Here is a 25,524-nt window from a genome sequence, read left to right as displayed (position 1 = left end):
GAGTTCAGGTGAATAAAAAAACCGGTTTGTGCCAGCGCCGGGGACACCGGCGGCGGCAACGGTGACTATCTTAACGGAGTGGCTGGCTCAATGTCTGGTAACCAGGGATAGTTTTTGTAAAAGTTTCCAGGCCATTCGCACCCAGGCCCAGGCCACTCGACAAGCCCGTCAATTCCAGCTGGAAGAAGATCGGCGTCGAGACAGTCTTGGTCGTCGTCACGAAACGCTGTGCCCCCATGCGGAACACCCAGCAGTCACCCTTGTATTCGAGGCCAACCAGGCTTTCCAGCATGCTGCGATCCTTGATGGAGTAACTGATGCGGCCCACGCCATACAGGCGGTCCGTCAACGGCCACTGCGTCGACACTTCCGCATTACGCAGCACGCCACGTTGAAAACGGTTACTGAAATTCAATACTTTCTTGGCAGCAGGCTGATATTGGAAGGTGTAGTTGTAGCTCATCAACTGGCGATCGCTGGGATTGTACTGCACCAGGCTGTCGACGGCCCAAGTCTCGGACACGCGGCCCGTTGCGGCCAGCAGGATATCGGAACGCGACTGGTTGACGGGCGTCGTCGAATTGAGCTGCACGCGCTGGTCGGCAAAATAGAAACGCTGGCCGAAGGTCAGGCGCATGCGCTCCGTGCCGTCCGATTGCAGGAAACGCGATACGACGGCGGCCGTGACCTGGTTGGCGTCGCCGATGCGGTCGCTGCCGACAAAACGGTTTTCCGTGAAGATCTGCGTCAGGTTGAACGTGCCATCGGCCGTATCGAAGTTCGGAAACTGCGACTGGTCGCGGTACGGCGTGTAGACGTAGAACAGGCGCGGCTCCAGGGTTTGCGTGCCGCCCTTGGCGCCAAACAGATTCGTGTCGCGTTCAAACACCAGGCCGCTGTCGACCGAGAAGGTCGGCACGGCGCGCGTAAACGAGGTGGTTTTAAACAGCGCCTTGGTCCGGGCGTCATTGTCGAGCTGATACGCGCTGGCATTGAGCATCAGCTTGGGCGTGATGAAGTAGCCAGGGCGCATGATGGGGAAACTCACCTGCGGCACGGCCACGAAGCGCGAGCCTTGCACCTGTGTCGGATGCGCGAAGCGCGTCGCTTCCGCGTCAAAGGTCCAGTCGAAACCGCCCCATACATCGTATTTGCCAGCATGGAAGTTCACCGCCGGCAAACGGTCATACGGGCGTGGCACGACCACGTTGGGATCGGGATCCTGCAGCACCTGGTAATTCTGCACGCGCGCCGTCAGGCTCCAGTCCTCGGTACGGTAATCGGTGCGCAATTCGCGCAGCAACTGGCGCTCGGTGGCGGTGGCGACGGTTTTCGAAAAATCGTTCGGGTAATTATTATCCGACGCCTCGCGCAGATCCCAGCTGTAAGTCCAGCCCTTGGCCAGCGCCTGCTCATGCTTGGACTTGATCATGTAGCGGTTGGTCTTGGTCTGCTTGTCGTTCGGCAAAAACTCAAACGACGTTTCACCGCTGTACAAGCCGGCATCCGTCTCGCCCATGTAGCGGCCCGTCGCACCGAGCTGAATGCCGCGCCGCTGGATGTAGCGCGGATACAGAGTCAGGTCGCGGTTCGGCGCGATGTTCACGTAATACGGCATCAACAGCTCGAAACCGTTCTTCGAGGCAAAGCCCGGCGTGGGCGCCAGCCAGCCCGAGCGGCGCGCACCCGACAACGAAAACGACATGCCCGGCGTGCCCAGGATCGGCACGTCCTTGAAATAGATGATGGTCTTGCTGCCCGTGCCCACGTCGCGGCCCGTATCGAGGTTCAAGGTGCTCGATTTCAGGTACCAGTCCGGATTCGGCCCTTCGCAGGTACTGTAGGTGCCTTCGATAACATTGGCTTCGTCTGGATTGATGAAGTCGACGCGCTCGGCCTTGCCCTGGCCGCCGCCCACTGCGAAGCGGTAAGTCGGGTTGAGCAGGAAACCCTTGCCGGTCTCCATGTTCAGCTTCAGGACGTCACCCGTGTAGTAATCGCCGAAACGCCACATCTTGATATGGCCCTCGGCGTCGAACTGATCTTCAACTTGTTTGTAACAAGCTGTATCGGCCGTCATTTTTGTGGTTTTTCCGCGCTCAATCACGACATTCTGGTCGAGATTGATCTCTCTTTCCGGTCGACCGTTCATGCTGTTCGCCGTCATGACGGTAGGCGCGTCGGGATCTTCCACATGAACCGGACGCGGTGCTTTCTGGGCGTGGACAGGCACCGTCGTGGCGGCGACGAGCGCGCTGATGGCGAAAGCCCAGCGCTGCGAAGGGGGGGAGGCCGAAAACCAGCTCATGAATTGGAAGGGGCAAGCACCATTGACAGGCGATTTTTTGATTTGAATCCCTTATTATATGGGAATCTGCACCATCAACCCGATTCCACAGGCCGCTTAATGTCATTCTCCCCCAATTCCTCCACCGCGCCGGTCTCCGCCGACGCTCGCATGACCCTGTTGAAAGCCTGGTTGACCTCGCTTAACCTCGTCGCGCCCGAATCCGCCCGTCCCGCTTCCAGCGATGCCAGCTTCCGCCGCTACTACCGTCTCGATGTGCTGCCAAGCAACACAACATTGCCAGGAAAGACACTGATCGCCATGGATGCGCCGCCCGAGCGCGAAAACGTGCCCGCCTTTGTCAAGGTGGCCGGCTTGCTGAAAGGCGCCGGCGTATCCGTACCCGAAATCATCGCGCAAGACCTGGAACAGGGCTTCCTGCTGCTGTCCGACCTGGGCACGACCACGTATCTGGACGCCCTGAACCACGACAACGCCAGCGTGCTGTACGCCGAAGCGCTGGAATCCTTGATGAAAATCCAGCTGGCCAGCGCCCCCGACGTGCTGCCCGAATTCGACCGCGCCTTCATCCTGCGCGAAATGAATCTGTTCCCAGAATGGTTTATCGGCAAGCACCTGGGCGCCACCTTGACGGATGTGCAACAAACCCAGCTGGACAAGGTCTTCGAGGCCATCACGGCGAATATCTTGTCGCAACAACAAGTATTCATGCACCGCGACTACCATTCGCGCAATTTGATGCACATCAACGATGGTTCGATCCCCAATCCCGGCATCCTCGACTTCCAGGACGCCGTCTTCGGTCCCGTCACCTACGACATCGCCTCGCTGCTGCGCGACGCGTATATCCAGTGGGACGAGGAACTGGTGCTCGACTGGGTGATCCGCTACTGGCAGCGCGCCAAGCAGCTGGGCTTGCCGGTGAATCCCGACATCGACGCCTTCTACCGCGATTTTGAATTCACGGCCCTGCAGCGCCACCTGAAAATCCTCGGCCTGTTCGCGCGCCTGAACTACCGCGACGGCAAGGATCTGTACATGGGCGACCTGCCGACCGTGCTCGACTACGTGCGCAAGACGGCCAACCGCTACACGGAACTCAAGCCGCTGGTGCGCTTATTGGACGCCCTGGAAAACAAGACCCCACAAGTGGGCTATACATTCTGATGACTTCAGAGCAATTTACAAAATAAATCAGAAAACGAGTATTCCATGAAAGCCATGATCTTTGCCGCAGGCCGCGGTGAACGGATGCGTCCGCTAACCGATACCTGTCCCAAACCGCTGCTGAAAGTGCGCGGCCGTCCGCTGATCGTCTGGCATGTGCTCAACTTGGTGCGCGCCGGCATCACGGACATCGTCATCAACCATTCCCACCTGGGCCATTTGATCGAGGAAACCCTGGGCGACGGCAGCGCGTATGGCGCGCGCATCGCGTACTCGCCCGAGACCACGCCGCTGGAAACGGCGGGCGGCATCGCCCAGGCGCGCCACTTGCTGGGCGAGGAACCGTTTCTCGCCATTTCCGGCGACATCTATTGCCCGTATTTCGATTTCAAGCAAGTGCTCGACGTGCTGGCCGACAAGGATGTGCTGGGCACGCCGTATCCGGCCGACCAGCGCGACATCGCCTGGACCTACCTGGTGCCCAATCCCGACTTCCATCCCAAGGGCGACTTCGGCCTGACCTTGTTCGCGATCAACAATACGGACGAAACCAAGTGGACCTTCGCCAATATCGGCGTGTACCGTCCTGAAATGTTCGACGGCATCGCGCCCGGCAGCCACGCCAGACTGGGCGATTTGCTGCGCCAGTACGCGGACCAGGGCCGCGTGGGGGGCGAAGTCTATACCGGAGAGTGGACGAATGTGGGTACGCCGGCGCAGCTCGACGTACTCAACGGTGTGGCAGCGAAGGCGCCAGCGGCATGATGGCCAATTACGCGGCACGGCGCGCGGCGCTGCTGGCGCAGATGCTGCCGGGCAGCGTGGCCATCCTCGCCACGGCGCCCGAAGTGCCGCGCAACAGCGATTGCGATTATCCGTACCGCCACGACAGCTATTTCTATTACCTGAGCGGCTTTACGGAACCCGACAGCGCCGTGGCCCTCGTGGCCGCCAGCGCCACAGCCCCGGCGCGCGCCATCCTGTTTTGCCGCGCCAAGAATACGGAGCGCGAAATCTGGGACGGTTTCCGCCACGGCCCCGAGGCGGCGCGCATCAGCTTCGGCTTTGACAGCGCCTTCCCCATCGAGGAACTCGACGTCGAAATGACGCGCCTGCTGGCCGACTCTCCCGCCATCTACTATGCGCTGGGCGGCAGCCTTGATGCGCAGGTGAAGCTCTGGCGGCACAATGTGCGGCAAAAGGCCCGCAGCGGCGTCACGGCGCCCGCCATCGCGCATGACATCAATGGCATGCTCGACGCCATGCGCCTGCTGAAAGACACGCAGGAACAGCAGCTGATGCGCCGCGCCGCCGCCATTTCCAGCGCCGCCCACGTACGCGCCATGCGCGCCACGCGGCCCGGCCTGCACGAATATGCGCTGGAAGCGGAGCTGCTGTACGAATTTCGCCGCAGCGGCGCGCAGTTTCCCGCCTATTCCTCCATCGTCGCGGGCGGCGGCAACGCCTGCATCCTGCACTACAGCGCCAATAACGCGGTATTAAAAGACGGCGAGCTGGTCTTGATCGACGCCGGCTGCGAACTCGATGGCTATGCCTCGGACATCACGCGCACCTGGCCCGTCAACGGCCGTTTCAGCGGCCCGCAGCGGGCGCTGTACGAACTGGTGCTGGCGGCCCAGCAGGCGGCGCTGGACATGGTGCGCCCCGGCTTGCCGCACAGCGCCATCCACGAAGCGGCCGTGCAAGTGCTGGCGCAAGGCATGCTGGACCTGGGTTTGCTGGACCGGCAAAAAAGCGGCGGCGTGCAGGACGTCATCGCCAACAAGGCCTATATGCCCTTCTACATGCACGGCACCAGCCACTGGCTGGGCATGGACGTGCACGACGTGGGCGCCTACCGCGACACGGATGCGCCCGGCAAGCCGTGGCGCGCGCTCGAAGCGGGCATGGTGCTGACGGTCGAACCGGGCATCTACGTGCGTCCGGGTACGGGCGTGCCGGAGCAGTTCTGGCATACCGGCATCCGCATCGAAGACGATGTGCTGGTCACGCCGCAAGGCCATGAAGTCTTCAGCTCGGCGCCCAGGAGCGTCGCTGAAATCGAACAACTGATGTCACAGGATTAACCCCGCCGCATGCATACACCGTCCACTTTCGATCTCGCCATCTGCGGCGCCGGCCCCGTCGGCATGGCGCTGGCCGCCCTGCTGGTACAGCGCGGCAGCCGCGCCGCCGGCATCGCCCTGCTCGACGCCAAATCCATCGAGCAGGCCCGGCGCGACCCGCGCACCATCGCCCTGTCGCACGGCAGCCGCCAGATACTCGAGGAAGCGGGCGCCTGGCCCGTGGAGGCGACGCCTATTCACCAGATCCACGTCTCGCGCCGCGGCCAGTTCGGGCGCAGCCTGATGGACCGCAGCGAGCATGGCGTCGAGGCGCTCGGCTACGTGGCCCGTTACGGCGCCGTCGTCAGCGCGCTGGCCGACGTGTCCGAGCGCCTGGGCGTGGCCAGCCTGCGCCCCGCCCTGGTCACGGGCAGCGCGGAGGATGCCGATGGCGTGTCCGTGCAGATCGACCAGGCGGGCGCCGCATCGACCTTGCGCGCCGGCCTGCTGGTGCAGGCCGAGGGCGGCCTGTTCGGCCAGCAGCCGGAACGCGCCGTCAGCCGCGATTATGGCCAAAGCGCCATCATTGCCCATGTGCGTACAAGCGCTCCCATCGCCCACCGCGCCTACGAGCGCTTCACCGACGAAGGTCCGCTGGCGCTGCTGCCGCAGGACGACGGCTACGCGCTGGTGTGGTGCGTGCCGCCCACGCGCGCCGAACAATTGCTGGCCCTGGACGACGCTGCCTTCCTGGCGCGCCTGGGCGCCGCCTTCGGCAGCCGCCTGGGACGCTTTACGCACACGACGGCGCGCCTGGCCTATCCGCTGGGCCTGAACGCGCAGGCGAGCGGCACGGCGCGCACGGTCGCCATCGGCAATGCGGCGCAAACCCTGCATCCGGTGGCGGGACAGGGCTTGAACCTGGGCCTGCGCGACGCTGCCGTGCTGGCCCGCGTGCTGGCGCAGGACAGCAGCCCGGCCGGGCTGGAACGCTACGCCAGCCTGCGCCAGGCCGACCGGGGCCTGACCGTGCGCGTCACCGACACCATGGCGCGCATCTTCACGGGCAGCGCCCCCACGCAAGGCTTGTTGGGCCTGTCGCTGGGCTTGCTGGACGTTTTCAGCCCCGCGCGCAAAAGCCTGGCCACCCTGATGATGTACGGCCGCCGCTGAACCTTAACAATAAGTAAAGGGCACGGGCGAAAAAGAAACAGGGAACATCTCCGGCATGGAGTAAACGGCCAGCGGATGCGACAATGGCTGTCACCTGGTTTTTGGCGACCGTTCCATGACAGATGCATTGCCCGCAGCACCGCCTGCCGTTCTTCCCGAAGTGCTCTTTTCCCGCCTGCTGGAAGACGCCCTCGACGCCGTCATCATCATCGATGAACATTGCCGCATCCGCTATATCAATGGCGCCATGCAGGCGCTGTCGGGCTATGCCAGCGGGGAATTGCTGGGTCAGACCCTGAACGGCCTGCTGCCCGACGCCGTCGGCGCGCAGCACGACAACCACGTGATCAATTACATCCGCAGCTCGCGCACCTCCAGCGTGCTGGGCAAGATACGCGAATTCGCCATCCGCCACCGCGATGCGCAAATGATTCCCATCGAAATGAAGGCGCTGGACCTGGGCGTGGTGGACGGCATCCGCTATTTCGGCGCCTTCCTGCTCGACGTGCGCGAACGGCGCGAACTGGCGGCAAAGAACGCCAGCTTGCTGGCGCAGCTGGAACAGCAGGCGCTGCACGATGCGCTGACGTCGCTGCCCAACCGGCGCGCCTATGAAGCGCAAGCCGAGCAGGCGATGGCGCGCGCGGCACGCAGCGGCGCCGCCCTGACCGTGGGCGTGGCCGACCTCGACCATTTCAAGAAGATCAACGACCGCTACGGCCATGCCGTGGGCGACGCCGTGCTGCGCACGGTGGCGCAGGCGCTGCGCGACACGGGACGCATCACCGACGTGGCGGCGCGCCTCGGCGGCGAGGAGTTCGGCCTGCTGTTCCCCGACGCCAGCCTGCGGCAGGCGCACAAGGTGGCCGAACGCATCCGCGCCGCCGTGGCCGCCGCCATCACGCCTTTGCCCGATGGCGGCGAACTGCAGGTGACCATCAGCATCGGCGTGGCCTCCCTGACGGCCGGCGCCAGCCTGGACGCGGCCATGTCGGATGCCGACAAGGCCCTGTACGCGGCCAAGCACCAGGGACGCAATAAAGTCGTCGCAGCCTGAAGACAAGCGTAGGTCGGATTAGGCGGGGCCGCCGAGGCCGAAGGCCGTAATCCGACAACATTGTTGGCCCCAATACGTCGGATTACGCGGGGCTTTGCCCCGCTAATCCGACCTACGGCAAAAAATACCGCTTATTCGACTGCCTTGAGCATATCCTCGATCACCTTCTTGGCGTCGCCAAACACCATCATCGTGTTCGGCTGGTAGAACAGGTCGTTGTCCAGGCCCGCATAGCCGGACGCCATCGAGCGCTTGTTGACGATGATGCTCTTGGCCTTATAGGCTTCGAGGATGGGCATGCCGGCGATCGGCGATTTCGGGTCTTTCGCCGCCGGGTTGACGACGTCGTTCGCGCCCAGCACCAGCACCACGTCCGTCTGGCCGAATTCGCCGTTGATGTCTTCCATCTCGAAGACCTGGTCATACGGCACTTCCGCCTCGGCCAGCAGCACGTTCATGTGGCCCGGCATGCGCCCCGCCACGGGGTGGATCGCGTACTTGACGGTGACGCCCTTGTGCGTGAGCTTTTCCACCAGTTCTTTCAGCGAGTGCTGCGCGCGCGCCACGGCCAGGCCGTAGCCGGGTACGATGATGACGGTTTCCGCATTGCTCATGATGAAGGCGGCGTCGTCGGCCGAACCCGATTTGACCGGGCGCTGTTCCTGCGCGCCGGCTGCGCCTGCGGCCGGCGCATCGCCGCCGAAACCGCCCAGGATGACGTTGAAGAACGAGCGGTTCATGGCCTTGCACATGATGTACGACAGGATCGCGCCGGACGAACCGACCAATGAGCCGGCGATGATCAGCATCGAGTTATTCAGCGAAAAACCGATGCCGGCCGCGGCCCAGCCCGAGTAACTGTTGAGCATCGATACCACCACCGGCATGTCGGCGCCGCCGATGGGGATGATGATCAGCACGCCCAGCGCGAAGGCGATGAGGGTCATGATGACGAACGGCGTCCAGGCCGGCTCCACCCCGTCGGCGAAGCAGAACGCCAGGCCCAGGCCCACCATCACCAGCGCCAGCACCAGATTGAGCATGTGCTGGCCCTTGAAACTGACGGGCGCGCCCTGGAACAGGCGGAATTTGTATTTGCCCGACAGCTTGCCGAAGGCGATCACGGAACCGGAGAACGTGATGGCGCCGACAAAGGTGCCGATGAACAGCTCGAAGCGGTTACCGATGGGCAGCGCCTGGCCACGCTCAGCGATATTGAAAGCCCACGGTTCCGACACGGCCGCCACGGCGATGCAGACGGCCGCCAGGCCGATCAGCGAATGCATGGCCGCCACCAGCTCCGGCATCTTCGTCATTTCCACGGTTTTCGCCAGGTAGGCGCCGATGGCGCCGCCCGTGACGATGCCGATGATGACGAGGGTCAGGCCCATGCCGCCCGTCTGCTGTTCCTTCAGTTTCATGATCAGCGCCACGGTGGTGACGGCGGCAATGGCCATGCCGCTCATGCCGAAGGCATTGCCGCGGCGCGCCGTCGAGGGCGACGACAGGCCTTTCAGGGCCTGGATGAAGCACACCGAGGCGATCAGGTACATCATCGTCACCAGGTTCATGGTGACGAAGCTCATGGCGTGACTCATTCTTTTGCTCCTTGCTTGGCCTTCGGTTCTTTTTTACGGAACATCTCGAGCATGCGCTGCGTGACGAGGAAGCCGCCAAACACGTTGACGGCGGCCAGCGCCACGGCCAGGGTGCCGGCCGCCTGCGCCAGCGGGCCTTGCGTCAGGCCGGCCGCCAGCATGGCGCCGACGATGATGATGGCGGAAATGGCGTTGGTGACGGCCATCAGCGGCGTATGCAGCGCCGGCGTGACGGTCCAGACGACGTGGTAGCCGACATAAATGGCCAGCACGAAGATGATCAGGTTGGTGATGGTGTGACTGATTTCCATGATGTTGTTCTCTCCGGCGCCGCGTTATTTTCTGAGGATGTCATTGCCTGCGCAAACCAGGCTGGCCTTGATGATTTCATCCTCGCGGTCGATCAGCAATTGATCGTCCTTGTCGATGATGAGCTTTAAAAAGTCCAGCACGTTGCGCGCATACAGGGCCGAGGCGTCGGCCGCCACCAGGGTCGCCAGGTTCGGCTCGCCCACGATGTAGACGCCGTGCTTGACGACCGTCTTGCCCAGCTCGGACAGCGGGCAGTTGCCGCCCTGCTCGACGGCCAGGTCGACGATGACGGAACCCGGTTTCATGGCCTTCACCGTCTCTTCGGAAATGAGCACGGGCGCGGCGCGGCCGGGGATCAGCGCGGTGGTGATGATGATGTCGGCCAGTTTCGCCCGTTCGTGCACGAGTTCGGCCTGGCGGCGCATCCAGTCGGCCGGCATGGCGCGCGCATAGCCGCCCGAACCCTTGGCGATTTCCTTTTCTTCCTCGGTCAAGAAAGGCACGTCGAGGAACTTGGCGCCCAAGGATTCCACCTGCTCCTTGACGGGCGGGCGCACGTCGGACGCCTCGATGACGGCGCCGAGGCGCTTGGCCGTGGCGATCGCCTGCAAGCCGGCCACGCCCACGCCCATGATCAGCACGCGGGCCGCCTTGACGGTGCCGGCCGCCGTCATCAGCATGGGCATGAAGCGCTGATAGGTATTCGCCGCCACCAGCACGGCCTTGTAGCCGGCGATGTTCGCCTGCGACGACAGCACGTCCATCGACTGCGCGCGCGTGATGCGCGGCACGGCTTCGAGGGCGAAGGCGGACAGGCCGGCCGTCGCCATGGCGGCGATATTGTCGGCGTCAAACGGGTTCAACATGCCGATCAGCACCGTGCCGCTGGCCATCAGGGCCCGTTCGCCGGCGTCCGGTGCGCGCACCTTGAGCACGATGGCGCAGCCATAGGCTTCCTGGGCGGTACCGATCTGCGCGCCGGCGGCAGCATACGCCTCGTCGGGAATCGAGGCTTGCAGGCCCGCCCCCGACTGCACGACGACTTGATGCTTGGCTGCCAGCTTCTTGACTGTCTCGGGCGTGGCTGCCACCCGGGTTTCACCAGGCCGTGTTTCGGCCGGTATGCCTATCCTCATGATGCCTCCGCTAATTGATAAACTGACTAGAATCTAACACGGAAAGCAGCGCGTTAAACGTTTGTGAACCAGCAACTTTTAGTCGTACGACACTAATTTCATCCGCATCCATGATTTGTTTCACCATGCGGCGCGGCGCCCATATTGTGGGAAAGGTGTGTCAATCTCACCACAGTCGAACAAGCGTGCGCGCTTGTTTTGACCACAGGGAAAGCCTATATTAGCGGGCGCTTCCTGCCATCTTGCCAACTAAGCCCCCATGCTAGTGCGCTCCCCGGGAAAGACGTAAGTACCTCCCACCGCTATTTGCTAAAACGTTGTCATTTATCAATATGTCCGCGCAACAAAAGGCCGGCTTCAAACCGCGCGCGCAGAACAAGATAAAATGTCGGCTCTTTCAAGGATGGAATCATGCCGAGAATCTGGAAACCCTCTGTCACCGTGGCCGCCATCGTCGAGCGCGATGGCCTGTTTTTACTGATTGAAGAAGAGACCAGCGAAGGCATCAAGCTCAACCAGCCAGCCGGCCACCTCGACCCGTTCGAGTCGCTGGAACAGGCGGTGATCCGCGAAACGCTGGAAGAAGCGGCCTACGATTTCATTCCCACGGCACTGGTCGGCATGTACATGTCGCGCTACCAGTCACTGCGCACGGGCGAGGACGTGACCTATCTGCGCTTCACCTTTTGCGGCACGGCCGGCGCCGAACACGATCGCCCGCTGGACGAAGGCATCATCCGCACCCTGTGGATGACGCGCGACGAGCTGGCGGCGTGCCAGGAGCGCCACCGCAGTCCGCTGGTGCTGCAGTGCGTGGACGAATACCTGGCTGGCCGGCGCGCGCCGCTGGCCCTGCTGCACACGCATGCGTCCGTTTTCAATAGCGCATAGCAATACGCATTGCCATATTATTAAAGTACACTGGAAAGCAAGATGAGCAAGAAGAAAGTCGTGATCGGCATGTCAGGCGGGGTCGATTCCTCGGTCGCGGCATGGATGCTGAAGGAACAAGGCTATGAAGTCATCGGCCTGTTCATGAAAAACTGGGAAGATGACGACGATTCGGAATACTGCTCCACGCGCCAGGACTGGATCGACGCGGCCAGCGTGGCCGACGTCATCGGCGTCGATATCGAAGCCGTCAATTTCGCCTCCGAATACAAGGACCGCGTGTTCGCCGATTTTCTGCGCGAGTACCAGGCCGGCCGCACGCCGAATCCGGACGTGCTGTGCAACGCCGAAATCAAGTTCAAGGCATTTCTTGACCACGCCATGACCCTGGGCGCCGACCTGATCGCCACCGGCCACTATGCGCGCGTGCGCCAGGCGCCGACCGATGCGGGCCGTTATGAACTGCTCAAGGCCGTCGACGCCAGCAAGGACCAAAGCTATTTCCTGCACCGCCTGAACCAGGCGCAACTGTCCAAGACCTTGTTCCCGCTCGGTGAAATCCCGAAGACGCAGGTGCGCCAGATCGCCGAGCAACTGGCGCTGCCGAACGCGCAGAAGAAGGATTCCACGGGCATCTGCTTTATTGGCGAACGCCCGTTCCGCGAATTCTTGAACCGCTACCTGTCGTACAAGCCGGGCCCGATGAAAACGGCCGACGGCAAGACGGTGGGCGAACACGTGGGACTGAGTTTCTATACCCTGGGCCAGCGCAAGGGCATCGGCATCGGCGGCGTGAAGTCGTACCAGAACGCGGACGGCAGCAGCGACGCCTGGTATGTGGCGCGCAAGGATATCGTCAACAACACCCTGTGGGTGGTGCAGGGCCACGACCACCCGTGGCTGCTGTCGCCATCGTTGACGGCCGATCAGGCCAGCTGGGTCGCCGGCACGGCGCCGCAGGCAGGCGCCCTGTCCGCCAAGACGCGCTACCGCCAGGCCGACGTGGCTTGCCAGCTGCTGCCGGAGGGGAATGAACACTTCGGCCTGGCCTTCGACCAGGCGCAATGGGCCGTCACGCCGGGCCAGTCGGCCGTGCTGTACGACGGCGATGTGTGCCTCGGTGGCGGCATCATCGCCAGCGCGACGGGCCTGGCCGGCGTCTAGGAGTTGTTGCCTTGCGCAGCGGCGGCCAAGGCCTGCTGCTTGCGCACCATGGCGATCACCGTATTGCGCACGGTTTTCAGGACCGTGTCGGCCATGAACGGTTTCACGATGAAGCCCGACACGCCCATCGCGTGGGCCGCCTGCAGCGAGGCGGCGTCGATGCCGCCCGAGACCATGAAAATGAGCGTCTTCGGATACTGGGCGCGGATGGTTTGCACAATATTCGTCCCATCTTCCACCTGCTCGCGCGCGATGCAGACGAAATGCGGGTGGTGCTTGACCAGCAGCGCCAAGCCCAGCGCGCTCGTATGCGTCTGCCCGCAGACATCGTAGCCGCCATCGGTCAGGACCGTGTTCAGCAGGCCGCGCGCCACGGCGCTGCTATCGATCAGGACTGTCTTTAACATCATGATTACTTCCCTTGCTTGATTTTCTATTGCGAGTTCCACTCAGAGAGCGCCCATCAAAATGCTCAGGGCTAGGCGCGTTGCCGAAGACAGTACGAATGTACGACGAGGCAAGGCAACAACGCCATGAGCTTTTTTTGGGCGCTCTACTTTTCCCACGCCAGCTTGTTCCAGGTCACGCCCAACGTCACGTCGGTCTTGAGTTCGACCAACTTTCTTGAAAGATACAGTATTTCCCGCTCTTTTCGCAGGCTTTCACCGAGCGCGCCGGGCAAAATGCCCGCGCCGGCCATCACGGCGTCGATATTGCCGTAAGCGCGCAACAGTTTCGCGCCCGTCTTCAGGCCGATCTTCGACACGCCGGGAATGCTGTCGGTGACGTCGCCCATCAGCGCCAGCAGGTCGGGCAGCAGTTCCGGCGGCACGCCGAACTTTTTCTCGACCCAGGCGTGGTCGTGCCAGACGCCCTTGAAATGGTCCCACACGAGCGCGCCGTGGGCGATCAGACCGTGCAAATCCTTGTCGGTGGTGGCGATGACGGCCGCGCCGCGCCCCTCGTGCAGCCAGCGCATGACGGCCGTGCCGATCACGTCGTCGGCCTCGACCTCGGGGATGCTGACCACGTGCATGCCGAAGCTGGCCAGGGTGGCGTAAAAGCCGGGCAAGGCGTCGCGCAGCACTTGCGGCATCGGCTGGCGCCCTTCACGATAGCCGGCATACAGGGCGTGGCGCCAGGTCGGGCCGCCAAAGTCGAAGGCCGGCAGGATGTGCGTCGGCTCATGGTCGTTGATGAGGGTGCGAAACGACGACAGCGCATGGCGCAGCGCGATCTCCGCCTTCAGGTCGGAATCGGGTTCAGGACTGGCTTCGTAGACGCGGCGTACGATATTCAAGCCGTCGATAGCGAGGAGTCTGGCCATGCGGTAAATGGATACTGGTTGAATCGATCATTTTACCGTATGGCGCCCCGCGCATAGCCCGTCAACGCCGCTTACTTGGCGAAATCGTAGGGCCCGCCCCGTTCCAGGGCGCGCTGGTAGGCCGGGCGCGCATGGATGCGCTGCAGGAACGCCGTCAGCTTCGGCAGGCGCTCGTCGAGCCCGCCGCGCATGGCGGCCGCTTCCAGCGGAAAGCTCATCTGGATGTCGGCCGCCGTGAATTCATTGCCGGCAAACCATTTGCTTTTCTCGAGTTCCGCTTCCATGTAGGCCAGCTGGCTGTTGATATTGGGCGTGATGAAGCTGCTCTTGACCTTGCTGGCGATGCCGCGCGCGATCGGTTTGACGAAAAACGGCATCGGCGACGATTCGACCTTGTCGAACACCAGCTTCATCAGCAGCGGCGGCATGGCCGAACCTTCCGCGAAATGCAGCCAGTAGGTCCAGCGCAGCTTCTCGGGCGTGCCCGCCGTCGGTATCAATCGGCCATTGCCGTAGCGCTCGACCAGGTAATCGATGATGGCGCCCGATTCGGCGATGGTATTGGCGCCGTCCGTGATCACGGGCGACTTGCCCAGCGGATGCACGGCCTTCAGCGAAGCGGGCGCCAGCATGGTTTTCGGGTCGCGCTGGTAGCGTTTGACCTCGTAGTCGAGGCCCAGCTCCTCGAGCAGCCAGAGCACGCGCTGCGAGCGCGAATTGTTCAGATGGTGGACGACGATCATGGCGATTTCCGTTGGCAATGGTTGAGTCCCAGTATAGCCGGGACGGGAAAATCGCGGCGGCAGGGGCCGCACACCAAAAATAATTGCGAAAAACACTATTTTCAATTGATAACTTTTCAATCTTCCCTTATCTTGTTTTGTTTCCAATAAGTAAGGAAACTCCCCCGTGGATTTCGATACCAACAACACCACGCCCAAGCGTGAAGCCATTACCTTCAGCGCCACCGGCAGCGAATACTTCCGTATCTGGATCGTCAACCTGCTGCTGAGCATTGTCACCCTGGGCATTTATTCCGCCTGGGCCAAGGTGCGCCGCAACCGCTATTTCTATTCCAGCACCCACCTCGCTGGCAGCAGCTTCGAATACCACGGCAATGCCGTCGCCATCCTGAAGGGCCGCATTGCGGCCGTGGTATTGATCGGCGGCTACAACATCGCCTTCCAGATCTCGCCCATCGTCGGCCTGATCATGCTCGTGCTGATGATGGCCGTGCTGCCATGGCTGGTCTGGAAAAGCCTGCAGTTCAAGCTCTACAACACCAGCTACCGCGGCATCCGCTTCGGCTTCGACGGCAGCGCCAGCGAAGCCTACAAATACTTCCTGTGGCTGCCCATCCTGAACACCTTCACGGCTGGCCTGATGACGCCGTTCCTGCACCAGCGCCTGAAGCGCTTCCAGCACACGCAGAGCCGCTTCGGCAGCAGCAATTTCAGCTTTGACGCCTCGGTTGGCAGCTTCTACAAGACCTATCTGCTGTTCTTCGCCCTGCTGCTGGCCGGTTTCCTGGTCCTGATCTTTGTCGTCTTCGCCAGCGTCTTCGCCACCTTTGCCACCGATGCCAACGATGTCACCAAGGCCGGCAGCATCTTCGGCGCCGTGGCCGCGCTGTATGCGTGGGCCTTTATCGTGCTGCCGCTGTTCCTGACCATGATCCAGAACCTGATCTGGAACCACACGCGCCTGCAGCAGCACCAGTTCCAGTCGCAGCTGACCTGGGGCCGCACCACCTTCGTCATGCTGACCAACCTGCTCGGTATCGTCGTCACCCTGGGCCTGTTTTCGCCATTCGCCCAGGTGCGCTGGCTGAAGTACCGCCTGGAAGCGACATCGATGCTGGTGCATGGCAGCCTGGACGCCTTCGTCGCCGCCACCGGCGAGCAAGTCTCTGCCACGGGCGAAGGCATGGTCGATCTGCTGGACTTCGACCTGTCGCTGTAGCATGACGCTCGATCACCACGCGCCGGGCGCGGTCCCCGTGCCCGCGCGCTATTTCGACGGCCAGACCTCGCGCCTGTACCACGTCACGCTCAGCGTGCGCGATGGCATGGCCGTGCTGGCCGGCGATATCGAGCGCAGCTGCCCGCTGGGCGAGCTGCACGTGTCCGAACGCAGCAGCCACGCCGTGCGCAAGGTCAGCTTTCCCGACGGCGCCTACCTGGAGATCGCCGACCAGGCGGCCTTCAACGACGTGCTGCATGAGACGGGCCACCGCGACGGCTGGGTCGTGCGGCTGCAGCAAAGCTGGCGCGGCGCCCTGCTGGCCACGGTCGCCACCGTACTGGCCCTGTGGCTCAGCTATCAGTACCTGCTGCCCGTGGTGGCGAAGGGCGTCGCGTATGCGATTCCCCAGTCCGTCGAGCGCCAGCTGGGCCAGGGCGTGCTCGATTTCCTCGACGGCCACGTGTTTGAGGCAAGCAAGCTCGATGGCGCGCGCCAGCAAGCCTTGCGCGCCCGTTTCGCGCGCCTGGCCACGCCCGGCGACAGCGCGCCCGCGCACCGCATCGTTTTCCGCAAAAGCAAGATCGGTCCGAACGCGTTCGCCCTGCCGTCCGGCGACATCGTGCTGACCGATGAAATGGTGGAACTGATGCCGGACGACGACGCCATCATGGGCGTGCTGGCGCATGAACTGGGCCATTTGCAGCAGCGCCACCTGACGCGCCGCCTGATCCAGACCTCGGCCGTGGGCGCCGGCGCGGCGCTGCTGTTCGGCGACGTCTCGACCGTGGTGGCGACCTTGCCGCCGCTGCTGCTGGACTTGAAGTATTCGCGCGATGTCGAGCGCGAGGCGGACGACTACGCGATTGCCATGCTGCGCCAGAACGGTATTCCCCTGGAACACCTGGCGCAGGTGTTTGTCGCCCTGGGCAAGCTGGACCATGGCACGCCCTACCTGTCGAGCCATCCGGCCAGCACTGAGCGCATCGCACGCATCCGCGCCGCACAACGCTAAGTACCGTGCGCGGCGTCCTATGGGCGCCGCGTTCTTTCCCACCAGCACGTTCCGTGAATCGAAGGTAGACTCAGCAATATCAGTCTGACTTTCCCGGAGTGCCCATGCACCTAGTACCATTTCGCTACCTGACCTTCATTGCGACGGCAGCCATCTTTGTCCTGTCCCTGTTTTACTATGACCATTACTGGCTGCCCGTGCTGGCCGGTGCGCTGACCCTGGTCGGCATCAGCGACCTGCTGCAAACCAAGCGCGCCCTGCGCCGCAACTACCCCATCCTCGCGCACTTCCGCTTCTTTTTTGAGAGCATCCGCCCCGAAATCCGCCAGTATTTCCTGGAAAGCGACAGCGAGGCGACGCCGTTTTCGCGCAGCCAGCGCAGCATCGTCTACCAGCGCGCCAAGGAGCAGACGGACAAGCGCCCGTTCGGCACCCAGCTCGACGTGTATGAAGCAGGCTACGAATGGATCAACCACTCCATCGCCCCCGCCAAGGTCACGGGCCACGATTTCCGCATCGAGATCGGCAACCATCCGGACTGCCCGCGCGCCAAGCCGTATTCGGCCAGCGTCTTCAATATTTCGGCGATGAGCTTTGGCGCCCTGTCGGCCAACGCCATCCTGGCCCTGAACGGCGGCGCGCGCAGCGGCGGCTTCATGCACGACACGGGCGAAGGCAGCATCAGCCCCTACCACCGCGAAAACGGCGGCGACCTGGTGTGGGAAATCGGTTCCGGCTACTTCGGCTGCCGCAACCAGGACGGCACGTTTTCGGAAGAGCGCTTCATCGCCAACGCCAGCTCGGAGCAGGTCAAGATGATCGAGCTGAAAATGTCGCAGGGCGCCAAGCCGGGCCACGGCGGCGTGCTGCCCGGTCCGAAAGTGACCATCGAGATCGCCACCACGCGCGGCGTGATGGTGGGCGAGGATTGCGTCTCGCCGGCCGCGCACAGCGCCTTTTCCACGCCACTGGAAATGCTGCACTTTATCGACCGCCTGCGCACGCTCTCGGGCGGCAAGCCGACGGGCTTCAAGCTGGCCATCGGCCATCCGTGGGAATTCTTCGCCATCGTGAAAGCCATGCTGGAAACGGGCATCACGCCCGACTTCATCGTCGTCGACGGCAGCGAAGGGGGCACGGGCGCGGCGCCCTTGGAATTTACCGACCATGTGGGCACGCCGCTGCAGGAAGCGCTGGTACTCGTGCATAACACCCTGGTGGGCGCCAACCTGCGCGCGAAGATCAAGATCGGCTGCTCGGGCAAGATCATCACGGCCTTCGACATCGCCCGCTTGCTGGCGCTGGGCGCCGACTGGTGCAATTCGGCGCGCGGCTTCATGTTCGCGCTGGGCTGCATCCAGTCGCAAAGCTGCCACACGGACCGCTGCCCCACGGGCGTGGCCACGCAAGACCCGCAGCGCCAGCGCGCGCTGGTGGTGCCCGACAAGATCGCCCGCGTGGCGCACTTCCACCAGAACACCATGAAGGCGCTGGCCGAACTGATCGCCGCCGCTGGCCTGGCACATCCGCAGGAACTGCGTCCGCACCACCTGGTGCGGCGCATCTCGCCGAATCAGGTGAAACTGGCGTCGGCCCTGCTGCCCTTCCTGGAAGCGGGACAATTGCTCGACCCGAGCCAGCTGCCGCAGCTGCCGCCCGTGTTCGGCCTGTACTGGCCCAAGGCGCAATCGGCCTCGTTCCAGCGCCTCGATTGACACGGGGTTTGCGCAAGTTGAGCAATACCACTTAATAACCACTTGCGCAAAAACCCAAATCCAATACAATACCAAAACACGTACAAAACCAGGGCAGCTTTTCCGGTGACCGCCACGATGCGCCACCACGGTGCCAGAATACGTATGCCGTCGTCACAATCAATACCGGAGGAGTTGCAGCATGGAGCAGGGTTTGCGCGAGAAAATAGGACAGTTGTTCATGGTGGGCTTCGACGCCCTGCAGGCGGACGAGCATATCAAGACCTTGATACGCGAAAAGAAGGTAGGCGGCGTGATCCTGTTCCGCCGCAACGTGCACACGCCCGCGCAAGTGTCGGCCCTGTGCCGCGAACTGCAGGAGATCAACGCGGAAGTGTCCGACATCCCGCTCTTGATCTCCATCGATCAGGAAGGCGGCATGGTGATGCGCATCGAGCAGGGCGTCACGCCGATTCCCGCGGCGATGGCCTTCCAGGCGGCCGGCTCCATCGAAGACTGCGAACGCATGAACCAGATCAGCGGCGATGAGATGCGCCAGGTGGGCATCAATATGCTGCTCGCGCCCGTGCTGGACGTGAACAACAACCGCAACAACCCCGTCATCGGCGTGCGCGCGTATGGCGAGGATGCCGCCACCGTCATCGACTACGGCATGGCCGCCATGCGCGGCCAGCGCGCCAGCGGCGTGGCCGTCACCGCCAAGCACTTCCCCGGCCACGGCGACACGGCCATCGACACGCATTACGCCATGGCGCTGGTCCCGCACGACAAGGAACGCCTGCGCGCCGTGGAACTGGCGCCGTTCCGCGCGGCGATTGCCGGCGGCGTGGACGCCATCATGACGGCGCACGTGGTCTTCCCCGCCTTCGAGGCCGATACCAGCGTGCCCGCCACCTTGTCGAAGGGCGTGCTGACGGACCTGCTGCGCGGTGAAATGCAATACAAGGGCGTGGTCATCACCGATTGCCTGGAAATGGCGGCCATCGCCGACGGCATCGGCATCGCCCGGGGCGCCATCGCCACCTTGCAGGCGGGCGCCGACATCGTCCTCATCTCGCACCGCGAAGCGCAGCAGACGGCGGCCATCGAGGCCGTCATCGCCGCAGTGGAGCGCGGCGACATTGCGATCTCCCGCATCGAGGCGGCTTGCGCGCGCGTGGCGGAACTCAAGCGCAACCGCGCCGTGCGCGACTGGCGCGAACGTCCTGTCGCCCCGCCGGCGCTGATGCAGCCGGCCGCCATGGCCCTGTCGCAGCTGCTGCAAAAGGCGGCGCTGCGCGTGCAGGGCGACTACCGCCCGCTCGACGCCAGCCTGCCCGTGACCCTGCTGACGGTGGAAGTGCGCTCGCGCAGCGAGATCGACGAAGTGGCGCTGGGCCGCAACAAGGAAGCGCGCAGCTCGATGCTGCCGGCGCTGCTCGAAGCGGGTCTGGACGTGCGCGAATATGCCTTGTCGGCCGAAGCGCTGGACGACGAGGTCAACGAAGCCATCGCCTTTGCGCAAGGCGCGCGGCAGATCGTGCTGCAAACGTATAACGCCATGTTCGTCGACGGCCAGCGCCGCCTGGTCGAAGCCCTGCCGCACGATAAACTGTGGCTGGTGGCAGGCCGTTTGCCGTATGACCTGGACCTGGCGCCCAAGGCGCAAGGCCGCCTGGCCGCCTTCGGCTGCCGCCCGGCCGCGCTGGTGCCCGTCGTCGACAAGCTGGCCGGCAAGGCGTAGGCGCAGTACCGGCGTAAAAAAACCCGCAGCAGCGGGTTTTTTTACGTTCAGGGCCGCGACATAGTCGGAATAGTCGGCACGGGCGGCCAGGCAAAGGGTCCGAGGAACAGGCCGATGCATCAATCCTGGCGCTGCACCTGCATCAGGATCACGCGCTTGCTGCTGCCGTCGGCCGGCGGCGTGGCGGACGGTGGCGGCGGACTGTCGCAGGAGCCGCAGGAACCGCAGCCGCTGCCGCAGCCCGGCGCCACCTTGAAGAAGGTCGACATCTTCGCCTCATCGAGGCCGCAGCGCACCAGGCCGCGCACGATGGCGCGGCGCACGCCGGCCGGCAGGTACTTGGTCGAAAAATGCAGCAGCGCGGCTGCGACGATCAGGGCGACGATGAGGGTTTGCCACATGGTTTTCTCCTAAGCGCCCAGCAACAGGGCGACGCGGTACGTGATGAACGAGGCGGCATACGCGAGGGCGAACATATAGCCGGCCATCAACAGCGGATAGCGCCAGCCGCCCGTTTCGCGTTTCACCACGGAGAGGGTCGACAGGCACTGCGGCGCGAACACATACCAGGCCAGCAATGACAATGCAGTGGCCATCGACCACGAATGGGCGATCAGCGGTTCCAGGGTGGACGCCAGCGCGTCGCCCGTTTGCGACAGCGCATACACGGTGCCCAGGGCGCCGACGGCCACTTCGCGCGCCGCCATGCCCGGCACCAGCGCGATGCAGATCTGCCAATTAAAACCGATGGGCGCGAAGATCACTTCCAGGCCGCGGCCCAGGATGCCGGCCAGGCTGTAATAGATGGGCGGGTGGATCGCGTTGTCCGGCGCGCCGGGGAAGGTGCTGAGGAACCACAGGATGATCATCAGGCTCAGGATGATGGTACCGACACGCGTGAGGAAGATCTTCGCGCGCTCCCACAGGCTGACGGCCAGGTTGCGCAGATGCGGCCAGTGGTAGGCCGGCAGTTCCAGCAGCAGCGGCTGGTTGCCGCGCACGCCCATGCTGCGCTTCATGACCCAGGCCACGGCCATGGCCGAGATGATGCCGGCGAAGTACAGAACGAACAGCACCAGGCCTTGCAGGCTCAGATAGCCCCATACCTCGCGCTGGGGAATGAAGGCGGCGATGATCAGCGCATACACGGGCAGGCGCGCCGAACACGTCATCAGCGGCGCGATCATGATGGTAACGAGGCGGTCGCGCGGATTCTGGATGGTGCGCGCCGCCATCACGCCGGGGATGGCGCAGGCAAAGCTCGACAGCAGCGGGATGAAGGCGCGGCCCGACAGGCCCACGCCGCCCATCAGGCGGTCCAGCAGGAAGGCCGCGCGCGGCAGGTAGCCGCAGTCTTCCAGGCTCAGGATGAAGAAGAACAGGATCAGGATTTGCGGCAGGAACACCAGCACGCTGCCGACGCCGCCGATGATGCCTTCGACCAGCAGGCTTTTCAGGTGGCCGTCGGGCATGTTCGCCGTCAGCAGGGCGCCCAGGTGACCCACGCCGTCCGTGATCATTTCCATCGGCGTGGCAGCCCAGGCAAACACGGCCTGGAAGATCAGGAACATCAGCACGGCCAGGATGATGGGGCCGAAGACGGGATGCAGCACCACGTCGTCGATCTTTTCCGTCAGGTTGCCGCTGTCGCGCGTGTCGTTGCTGACGGCGGCCAGGATGCGGCGCACTTCGCGCTGCGTTTCTTCGACGGTCACGGCGTCGATGGCCGCCAGCGGTTTCGCCTCCACCGCAGGCAGCGGCAGCATGGCGTCGATGGCATCCAACAAGGCTTTTTCGCCGTCGTGCTGCACCGCGACGGTTTCCACCACGGGCATGCCCAGTTCCTGCGACAGCCTGGCCGTGTCGATGAGCATGCCGCGCTTGCGCGCCACGTCCGTCATGTTCAGCGCCAGCAGCATGGGCAGGCCCAGGCGCTTAACTTCCAGCACCAGGCGCAAATTCAGGCGCAAATTGGTGGCATCGACCACGCAGATGATGGCGTCCGGTCGTGGATCGCCGCGGCGCAGCCCGCCCACCACGTCGCGCGTGATGGCTTCGTCGGGCGTGGTGGCCGACAGGCTGTAGGCGCCCGGCAAATCGAGCACGCGCACGGGCTTGCCGCTTGGCGACGTGAAATGGCCTTCCTTGCGCTCGATGGTCACGCCGGCGTAGTTCGCCACTTTCTGGCGCGCGCCCGTCAAACGGTTGAACAGGGCCGTCTTGCCGCAGTTCGGATTGCCCAGCAAGGCGATTTGTGGCTGGTGCGGCGGCTTGTGCGCGCCCGCATCGACGATAGTTTCTACGGCACCCATATTTATTCCGGTTGAAGCAGCGGTTGAATCGTGATCAGCGCCGCTTCGAAGCGGCGCAGTGCGAACGTGGCATTGCCGACCTTGATGGCCAGCGGATCGCCGCCAGGAATACCGCGCTTGAGCATGCGGACTCGTTCGCCGGGAACGAATCCCAGCTCCATCAACCGGCGGACGAGGTCGACGCCGTCTTCCGTCTGTCCTGCCGCGTTGGGCGTGATATGCAACACCGTGCCGCTCTGGCCGACTGCCAGCGCGTCGAGCGTCATCAGGGGTGGAACTAGAGTCATGAGCAAATTCCGTTCAAATTAAGAACACCGGGGACAGACTGCTGCGCCTGGCGCATGCCCTGATGTTGTGAGGTAAAACGCAACTGTTGCGCATTACCGACAAGCGGCCTTTCAATGTGTCCAGACGGCGACCGTCCGAGACAATACCAGCATTATAAACATGAATGCGAATTGTTTTTATTTAGCCCGGAGAGCCGCCCCTGCCAAGGGCTGCGCCATGCGCGCAAAGCGCAGATCAAGCTGCCGCGCCAGGCCGCCAACTGCCGCACACTTGATCAAAATCGCTTGCATTGTCCTGCACTTTGCGCGACAATGAAACGTAATGATAATGATTCTCATTAAAACACTAGCAACAATGCTTTCAAGCACTAGTGTCTGTTCATCCTCCAGCCAGAAGGTGTATCAATGATTGTATGTGTCTGCAACAACATATCTGATCGTGAAATCCGTCAAGCCGTCGATCTTGGCCTGTCCAGCATGGCCGAACTGCGCCGCGACCTGGGCGTGGCCACCTGCTGCGGCAAATGCCACACCTGCGCGCGGGAAGTGCTGAACGATCACCTGAACGCCACCGTGGCGCTGCAAGAAACCGTATTGATGCGAGCTGTACTGACAAACTAAAGAAAGCGATGAACGCCATGACGATGATGCCCCCGCCCGTAACGGTGCAGGCCGTGCAGCAATTTGCCGACTTCGACAAGAAGCGCAACAAATTCGCGCCGCTGATGGCCATCGTCGTCCTGCATATCGCCGGCTTTTACGCCATCCAGAGCGGCCTGCTGAGCCGCGTCGTCACGGCGGCCATGCCGACCATCACGACCATCAGCATCATCGCCCCGCCGGCGCCACCGAAACCGCCGGCGCCGTCCGTACCGAAAACCGTGGAACTGAGCGCGCCCGTGCCGCGCGCCGTGATCCCGCCGCTGCCGCTGATCGCCGTGGCGCCGAGCGAACCGACGATCACGCCGCCGCAGCCGACGCGCGCCGAAGCGGCGCCCGTCGCCACCGCCGCGCCGACGGCGCCAGCCGCACCGTCGCCGACGCCACCGGCACCAGCGACGCCGCGCACCGTCAGCAGCGTCGAATACATCAAGGCGCCGCAGCTGATCTATCCGAATCTGTCGCGCCGCCTGGGCGAAAGCGGCACCGTGGTGCTGCGCATCCTGATCAATGAAAAGGGCTTGCCCGAGCAAATCCTGATCCAGAAATCGACCGGCTACACGAACCTCGATGAAGCAGGCCGCCAGGCCGCGCAGCGCGCGCTGTTCAAGCCGATGATCGAAAACGGCAAACCCGTCCCCGTGTACGTGCTTGTCCCCCTGACCTTCCAGCTGAGCTAGCCTTCCTGCGGCCCTAGTGCCGCTGCCAGCCCGCAAGCATCGCACCCTGTGCCCTGCTTGCTTTTTTGCGCCCGTTTTTAGTCAAGCGATTTGCTTGTTTCAGTCTGCCAGCCTACATCCCCGGGCCAGGCAGACTTTTTTTTGCCCGCTATGGGGTCAGACCCTCAACACCGCCAACGCAAGGTTCAGCGCCAACTTCACCGGGGGTCTGACCCCAGCCTTACATCTCCGCCCACATGCGCAGCAGATTGTGATAATGCCCCGTCAGTCCCACCGTCGCCGGCGAATCGCCGTGTTCTGCGCGCACGCTCTGGATGTTCTGATCGAGCTCGAACAGCATGCTGCGCTTCCAGTCCTCGCGCACCATGCTTTGCGTCCACAGGAAAGAGCAGATGCGCTCGCCGCTGGTGACGGGCAGCACCTGATGCACGCTGCTCGACGGATACACGATCACGTCGCCGGCCGGCAGTTTCACTTCATGCGTGCCATACGCATCGACCACCACCAGCTCGCCGCCCTCATACTCGTCCGGCTCGCTCAGGAACACGGTCGACGAGACGTCGGCGCGCATCGACTGCATGCCGTTTTTCGGCGTGCGGATGGCGCCGTCGATATGCAGGCCATAGTGCTCGCCGCCCGCATAGCTGTTGAAGAAGGGCGGCAGGATGCGCAGCGGCAGCACGGCGGCAAAGAACAGCGGATTGGCCATCAGCGCGCGGCTGACGATCTCGCCCAGCTCCAGCGCCAGCGGCGACCCCTCTGCCAGCTGGCGGTTGCGCTTGACTTGCGCGCCTTGCGCCCCGACGCTGGCGCGCCCGTCGACCCAGTCCGTCTGCGCCAGGCGCTGGCGAAACTGCGTCACCTGTTCCGGCGTCAGCACGCCGGGTATATGCAGCATCATCTTGCTATCCTTTTTTCAGTAAATATCGCTGCCTGATTATCGCATCGCCGGCAGCGGCCAAGAAGCCACA

24 protein-coding genes are annotated in these 25,524 nt (G+C 63.4%); 13 read left to right on the top strand and 11 right to left on the bottom strand.

Annotation, left to right across the window (positions count from 1 at the left end; translation table 11 throughout):
• Positions 1-70 precede the first annotated feature (70 nt).
• Positions 71-2,308: an LPS-assembly protein LptD gene (locus tag AC1Q6X_RS13460; protein WP_492497536.1), complete on the bottom strand. Its 2,238-nt coding sequence runs from the start codon at positions 2,306-2,308 to the stop codon at positions 71-73.
• 99 nt (positions 2,309-2,407) lie between these two features.
• On the opposite strand from AC1Q6X_RS13460, the gene AC1Q6X_RS13455 reads away from it, so the two are divergent.
• The 5 genes from AC1Q6X_RS13455 to AC1Q6X_RS13435 all read left to right on the top strand — a co-directional run bounded on the left by AC1Q6X_RS13455 (position 2,408) and on the right by AC1Q6X_RS13435 (position 7,771).
• The gene (locus AC1Q6X_RS13455) at positions 2,408-3,475 is read left to right on the top strand and encodes an aminoglycoside phosphotransferase family protein (protein WP_492497534.1); all 1,068 of its coding nucleotides are present in this window, start codon (positions 2,408-2,410) and stop codon (positions 3,473-3,475) included.
• Between the two features lie 45 nt (positions 3,476-3,520).
• On the top strand, positions 3,521-4,240 hold the full coding sequence (gene murU, locus AC1Q6X_RS13450; protein WP_492497532.1) for an N-acetylmuramate alpha-1-phosphate uridylyltransferase MurU: 720 nt from the start codon (positions 3,521-3,523) through the stop codon (positions 4,238-4,240).
• A complete protein-coding gene (locus tag AC1Q6X_RS13445; RefSeq protein ID WP_070220765.1) occupies positions 4,240-5,562 on the top strand; it encodes an aminopeptidase P N-terminal domain-containing protein in 1,323 nt (440 codons plus the stop codon). The genes murU and AC1Q6X_RS13445 overlap by 1 nt, the downstream gene beginning before the upstream one ends.
• A gap of 9 nt (positions 5,563-5,571) precedes the next feature.
• Positions 5,572-6,714: a UbiH/UbiF/VisC/COQ6 family ubiquinone biosynthesis hydroxylase gene (locus AC1Q6X_RS13440; protein WP_492497531.1), complete on the top strand. Its 1,143-nt coding sequence runs from the start codon at positions 5,572-5,574 to the stop codon at positions 6,712-6,714.
• Between the two features lie 115 nt (positions 6,715-6,829).
• On the top strand, positions 6,830-7,771 hold the full coding sequence (locus AC1Q6X_RS13435; protein WP_492402121.1) for a GGDEF domain-containing protein: 942 nt from the start codon (positions 6,830-6,832) through the stop codon (positions 7,769-7,771).
• A 131-nt stretch (positions 7,772-7,902) separates the two neighbouring features.
• On the opposite strand, the gene AC1Q6X_RS13430 is transcribed toward AC1Q6X_RS13435, so the two are convergent.
• The 3 genes from AC1Q6X_RS13430 to AC1Q6X_RS13420 are packed head-to-tail and all read right to left on the bottom strand — an operon-like array spanning position 7,903 to position 10,817.
• A complete protein-coding gene (locus AC1Q6X_RS13430) occupies positions 7,903-9,357 on the bottom strand; it encodes an NAD(P)(+) transhydrogenase (Re/Si-specific) subunit beta (protein ID WP_492497688.1) in 1,455 nt (484 codons plus the stop codon).
• A gap of 8 nt (positions 9,358-9,365) precedes the next feature.
• Positions 9,366-9,680, bottom strand: a complete 315-nt coding sequence (locus AC1Q6X_RS13425; RefSeq protein WP_035822749.1) for an NAD(P) transhydrogenase subunit alpha part 2 — start codon at positions 9,678-9,680, stop codon at positions 9,366-9,368.
• A gap of 24 nt (positions 9,681-9,704) precedes the next feature.
• Entirely contained in the window at positions 9,705-10,817 is a 1,113-nt protein-coding gene (locus tag AC1Q6X_RS13420) for a Re/Si-specific NAD(P)(+) transhydrogenase subunit alpha (protein WP_492497528.1), read from the bottom strand.
• 411 nt (positions 10,818-11,228) lie between these two features.
• On the opposite strand from AC1Q6X_RS13420, the gene AC1Q6X_RS13415 reads away from it, so the two are divergent.
• The gene (locus tag AC1Q6X_RS13415) at positions 11,229-11,708 is read left to right on the top strand and encodes an NUDIX hydrolase (RefSeq protein WP_010401817.1); all 480 of its coding nucleotides are present in this window, start codon (positions 11,229-11,231) and stop codon (positions 11,706-11,708) included.
• A gap of 42 nt (positions 11,709-11,750) precedes the next feature.
• Complete coding sequence (gene mnmA / locus AC1Q6X_RS13410) at positions 11,751-12,872, top strand: tRNA 2-thiouridine(34) synthase MnmA (protein ID WP_070220598.1); 1,122 nt, start codon at positions 11,751-11,753, stop codon at positions 12,870-12,872.
• Here mnmA and AC1Q6X_RS13405 read toward each other — a convergent pair.
• The 3 genes from AC1Q6X_RS13405 to AC1Q6X_RS13395 all read right to left on the bottom strand — a co-directional run bounded on the left by AC1Q6X_RS13405 (position 12,869) and on the right by AC1Q6X_RS13395 (position 14,942).
• On the bottom strand, positions 12,869-13,279 hold the full coding sequence (locus AC1Q6X_RS13405; protein ID WP_070220767.1) for a response regulator: 411 nt from the start codon (positions 13,277-13,279) through the stop codon (positions 12,869-12,871). The two genes, mnmA and AC1Q6X_RS13405, sit on opposite strands and share 4 nt — an antisense overlap.
• A gap of 146 nt (positions 13,280-13,425) precedes the next feature.
• Positions 13,426-14,199, bottom strand: a complete 774-nt coding sequence (locus AC1Q6X_RS13400) for a 5'-3' exonuclease (protein ID WP_070220600.1) — start codon at positions 14,197-14,199, stop codon at positions 13,426-13,428.
• Between the two features lie 71 nt (positions 14,200-14,270).
• Positions 14,271-14,942, bottom strand: coding sequence for a glutathione S-transferase (locus AC1Q6X_RS13395; protein ID WP_492497525.1), 672 nt, complete (start codon positions 14,940-14,942; stop codon positions 14,271-14,273).
• A 166-nt stretch (positions 14,943-15,108) separates the two neighbouring features.
• Here AC1Q6X_RS13395 and AC1Q6X_RS13390 point away from each other — a divergent pair, with 166 nt between their 5' ends.
• From AC1Q6X_RS13390 to nagZ, 4 genes are all read left to right on the top strand, one after another.
• A complete protein-coding gene (locus AC1Q6X_RS13390; protein ID WP_070311500.1) occupies positions 15,109-16,161 on the top strand; it encodes a YjgN family protein in 1,053 nt (350 codons plus the stop codon).
• Between the two features lies 1 nt (position 16,162).
• The gene (locus tag AC1Q6X_RS13385) at positions 16,163-17,176 is read left to right on the top strand and encodes a M48 family metallopeptidase (protein ID WP_070220606.1); all 1,014 of its coding nucleotides are present in this window, start codon (positions 16,163-16,165) and stop codon (positions 17,174-17,176) included.
• A 104-nt stretch (positions 17,177-17,280) separates the two neighbouring features.
• Positions 17,281-18,891, top strand: coding sequence for an FMN-binding glutamate synthase family protein (locus tag AC1Q6X_RS13380; protein ID WP_139090549.1), 1,611 nt, complete (start codon positions 17,281-17,283; stop codon positions 18,889-18,891).
• A 181-nt stretch (positions 18,892-19,072) separates the two neighbouring features.
• The gene (gene nagZ / locus AC1Q6X_RS13375) at positions 19,073-20,614 is read left to right on the top strand and encodes a beta-N-acetylhexosaminidase (RefSeq protein ID WP_492497522.1); all 1,542 of its coding nucleotides are present in this window, start codon (positions 19,073-19,075) and stop codon (positions 20,612-20,614) included.
• A 119-nt stretch (positions 20,615-20,733) separates the two neighbouring features.
• On the opposite strand, the gene AC1Q6X_RS13370 is transcribed toward nagZ, so the two are convergent.
• The 3 genes from AC1Q6X_RS13370 to AC1Q6X_RS13360 are packed head-to-tail and all read right to left on the bottom strand — an operon-like array spanning position 20,734 to position 23,213.
• The gene (locus AC1Q6X_RS13370) at positions 20,734-21,015 is read right to left on the bottom strand and encodes a hypothetical protein (RefSeq protein ID WP_070220612.1); all 282 of its coding nucleotides are present in this window, start codon (positions 21,013-21,015) and stop codon (positions 20,734-20,736) included.
• 9 nt (positions 21,016-21,024) lie between these two features.
• Positions 21,025-22,926: a ferrous iron transporter B gene (feoB, locus tag AC1Q6X_RS13365; RefSeq protein ID WP_492497520.1), complete on the bottom strand. Its 1,902-nt coding sequence runs from the start codon at positions 22,924-22,926 to the stop codon at positions 21,025-21,027.
• A gap of 2 nt (positions 22,927-22,928) precedes the next feature.
• A complete protein-coding gene (locus AC1Q6X_RS13360) occupies positions 22,929-23,213 on the bottom strand; it encodes a FeoA family protein (RefSeq protein WP_492497518.1) in 285 nt (94 codons plus the stop codon).
• A gap of 405 nt (positions 23,214-23,618) precedes the next feature.
• Between AC1Q6X_RS13360 and AC1Q6X_RS13355 the strand changes: the two genes are divergently transcribed.
• Positions 23,619-23,834 (top strand): (2Fe-2S)-binding protein, encoded by a 216-nt coding sequence (locus AC1Q6X_RS13355; protein ID WP_034745611.1) that lies wholly within the window; start codon positions 23,619-23,621, stop codon positions 23,832-23,834.
• Positions 23,835-23,851: 17 nt separating this feature from the next.
• The gene (locus AC1Q6X_RS13350) at positions 23,852-24,553 is read left to right on the top strand and encodes an energy transducer TonB (protein ID WP_070220769.1); all 702 of its coding nucleotides are present in this window, start codon (positions 23,852-23,854) and stop codon (positions 24,551-24,553) included.
• 220 nt (positions 24,554-24,773) lie between these two features.
• On the opposite strand, the gene AC1Q6X_RS13345 is transcribed toward AC1Q6X_RS13350, so the two are convergent.
• Positions 24,774-25,454, bottom strand: coding sequence for a Fe2+-dependent dioxygenase (locus AC1Q6X_RS13345; protein WP_035822772.1), 681 nt, complete (start codon positions 25,452-25,454; stop codon positions 24,774-24,776).
• Positions 25,455-25,524: the final 70 nt, after the last annotated feature.

The sequence above is a fragment of the Janthinobacterium sp. GW823-FHT06H09 genome (genome assembly GCF_058794735.1).
The sequence above is the reverse complement of the archived record's forward strand: the minus strand, read 5'-3'. Positions and strand labels throughout refer to the sequence as shown.